Genomic DNA, 2,975 nt, shown 5'->3' with positions numbered 1-2,975 from the left:
CCTGCCTGGCCAGCCGGTAGCCGTTGGGGGCGGAGGAGACGGCGCCGGGGTTGAAGACGGTCTCCACCTCCATGCCCCGCTCCCTGGCGATGGTGAGAAAGCCCTGGTGCCGGAGCACATGGGTGACGCTGTCCCGCCGGGGACCCAGATACAGCACCCGCCGGTGCCCCAGCCGGGAGAGGTATCCGGCCGCCATGGCGCCGCCTACATAGTTGTCGGTGCTGACAGCGTTGATCCGCTGAAGCGTGGCGGTCGGGGACACATCCCCCAGCAGCACGGAGGGCGTCCCCCGTGCGTGGCGCCGCAGCAGATCGGGCGCGGCGCTGCTGGCACTGACCAGCAGAATGCCGTCCACCCGGTGACTTACCAGAAAGTCGAACAGGGCGGCGGTTTCGCTGCCCCCTACCCGGCCGCAGCACAACATGATCTGGTAGTCCTGTTCCTGGGCGTAGCGCTCCAGGTGCAGCACGATGGAGGCGTGAAAAGGGCCGGAGAGCTCCGGCAGAATGACGCCCAGCACACGGGTCCGGCTGGAGACTAGGCTCCGAGCCAGCAGGTTGGAGCGGTAGCCCTGTTCCCGGCACACCTGGAGCACGCGCTCCCGGGTCTGGGAGTTGATCTCCGGCGCATTGTTCAGCGCCCGGGAAACGGTGGTGACGGAGACCCCGGCCAGCCGGGCAATGTCCCTGATGGTCATGCGGGCCATAAAAGTCCTCCTTCTGCTGTGCAGCTTTTTTCATAGAAGCATTATACCAGAATGCCGTTCCGGAAGATACTGGAGAAAATATATTAAAAACCCACAAAAACATAGTAAAACAGACGAAGAAACTTGACAGTTTCCCTGCCGGAATGGTATCTTAAAGGTGCTATTGGAAACGTTTGCACAAATAGGAGGGAGAACGGGATGCGGCGGACGACCATTAAGGACGTGGCAGCGCTGGCCGGGGTCAGCCCGGCCACTGTGTCCCGGACTCTGGACGACCGCCCGGAGATCAGCGCAGAGACCAAGGAACGGGTCCGGGCCGCCTGCGCCCAGCTGGGATACGTGCCCAACGCCGCCGCCAAGGGGCTGACGGGGCAGGCCACCCACACTCTGGGGGTAGTGGTGCCGGACGTGTCCAACCCCTACTTCACGGGCATCGCCACTGCCATTGAGGAGACGGCAGCGGAAAACGGGTACCGGGTGCTGTTGAGCAACTCCCTCCAGGAGGAGGGACGGGAGCTTCGAGCCATCGAGAACTTTCTGGCCCGGCAGATCGACGGCGTGCTGATCTCGCCCCTGTCCCGGGAGAGCCAGGCCAAGCACGCCGACCTGCTGGAGGGCACTCCCTGCGTGTACCTGGGCGTGAACCACGGGGAGAAGTGCAGCTATGTGATGGCGGACAATGAGGCGGGGGCGGCCATCGCCGTCCGGTATCTGCTGCAGCTGGGCCACCGGGACCTGGTGTTTTTGGGTGGGCGTGCGGACTCTCTCACCCGTGTGCAGCGGGTGCGGGGCTTTCGCCGGGCGCTGAGAGAGCACGGGCTCTCCGGCCGGGTGCTGCCCGCGCCGCCGGACACCCGGGAACTGCGCCAGTGGGCCTATGAACAGGCGTTGGCACTGTTCGGGGAGCGGACGCTGCCCCACGCCGTGCTGGCATTTTCAGACCTGACCGCCCTCAGAATTTTGGAGGCGGCGGAAGAGCGGGGGATCCGGGTGCCGGAGGACCTGTCCCTGGTGGGGTATGACAACGTCTCCTACGCCGCCATTCCCCGTATCCATCTGACCACTGTTTCGCAGCATAAATTTCAGCAGGGACGCATCGCCGTGGAGCGGCTGCTGTGCCAGATTCAGGGGGACCGGCGGCCGACAGCGGACCTGCTCCAGCCGGAGCTGGTGGTCCGCTCCACCTGCGCCCCCAGAACACAAGGAGGAAGGACACTATGAAGGGTATCCCCAATACGGAGCGCCAGCGCCTGGGTGCGCTGCTGGACCACGAGACGCAGGAGACGGTGATGGCCATGATCCCCCAGTTTTCGGAGACGGAGATCGGCGCACCGGTGCCGGCCCCGGCGGAGGTGCCGGAGGAGCTGGGCCTGCTGGTGTTCAATATGGAGCGGGGCGTCCACCTGGAGGAGCTGGGCGACTTTCTTCAGGACTGCCCGGGCGTCCGGCCCCTGGATGTGGTGCTGGCCAATGAGCTGGATGATGGCTGCGTCCGCTCTGGCGGCCGGAACACCGCTCGGGAGCTGGCGGAGCGGTTCGGCTGGAACTACGCCTACGGCCTGGAGTTCATCGAGCTGGTGAATGGGGAGGACCCCAAGGGCTTCCACGGAAATGCGGTGTTCTCCCGCTGGCCCATCCGGCGGGCGTGGACCGTGCGGCTGCCGGAGCAGTACAACTGGTACTTCGACCGCCAGCGCCGGATTGGCGGGCGATGCGCGGTGATGGCGGAGCTGGATGTGGGCGGTCGGCCTCTGGGCGTGGCCTCCATCCACCTGGAGAACCGCACCCATGGCGAGGGACGGCGGCTCCAGCTGGAGGCGGTGCTCCGTGCGGCGGAGAAACTGCTTCCCGGCATTCCGGTAGTGCTGGGGGGAGATCTGAACACCAACACCTTTGATGGCCGGGACAAGGACGCCATCCGGGAGATCGCGGGGAGTCCGGCACTCCAGCGCCGCTGTCTGGAAGACGTGGCGCAGTATGAGGCTGCCCTGACGGCGGCGGAGGCCATGGGCTACCGGGCAGTGCCGGAGACGCCCATTTTAACCCGGCGCAAGCCCCTGCCGGGCGGCGGATGCCTGGGCCTGCGGCTGGACTGGCTGCTGCTGCGGGGGATGACACCCACCAAGAGCCGCACCCTTTCTACCCGGACGGCGGACTGTGGCTTTGCCCGGCCGGACTCCGCCCTGGCCCGCTTTGCGGGGGAGGAGCTCTCGGACCACAACGCGGTGTGGGCCGCCTGCCGGATGGGAGTGAAGGACGCGAAGTGAAT

At 66.2% G+C, this 2,975-nt stretch carries 3 protein-coding genes; 2 read left to right on the top strand and 1 reads right to left on the bottom strand.

All coding sequences use genetic code 11. The annotated features are described in order from the left end of the window. A partial coding sequence (locus HMPREF1546_RS04175) for a LacI family DNA-binding transcriptional regulator (RefSeq protein ID WP_021751724.1) occupies positions 1–706 on the bottom strand: 706 nt, incomplete at its 3' end. A gap of 198 nt (positions 707–904) precedes the next feature. Here HMPREF1546_RS04175 and HMPREF1546_RS04170 point away from each other — a divergent pair. Continuing rightward, positions 905–1,927 carry a LacI family DNA-binding transcriptional regulator gene (locus tag HMPREF1546_RS04170; protein ID WP_021750785.1) on the top strand — a complete coding sequence of 341 codons (1,023 nt, stop codon included), beginning with the start codon at positions 905–907 and terminating at the stop codon, positions 1,925–1,927. Further along, entirely contained in the window at positions 1,924–2,973 is a 1,050-nt protein-coding gene (locus tag HMPREF1546_RS04165) for an endonuclease/exonuclease/phosphatase family protein (RefSeq protein ID WP_021750784.1), read from the top strand. Before HMPREF1546_RS04170 ends, HMPREF1546_RS04165 begins: the two co-directional genes overlap by 4 nt. Positions 2,974–2,975 lie beyond the last annotated feature (2 nt).

This window comes from Oscillibacter sp. KLE 1745 (assembly GCF_000469445.2).
GTDB classification, from domain to species: domain Bacteria; phylum Bacillota; class Clostridia; order Oscillospirales; family Oscillospiraceae; genus Oscillibacter; species Oscillibacter welbionis.
This window is presented reverse-complemented; position numbering and strand designations above follow the sequence as displayed.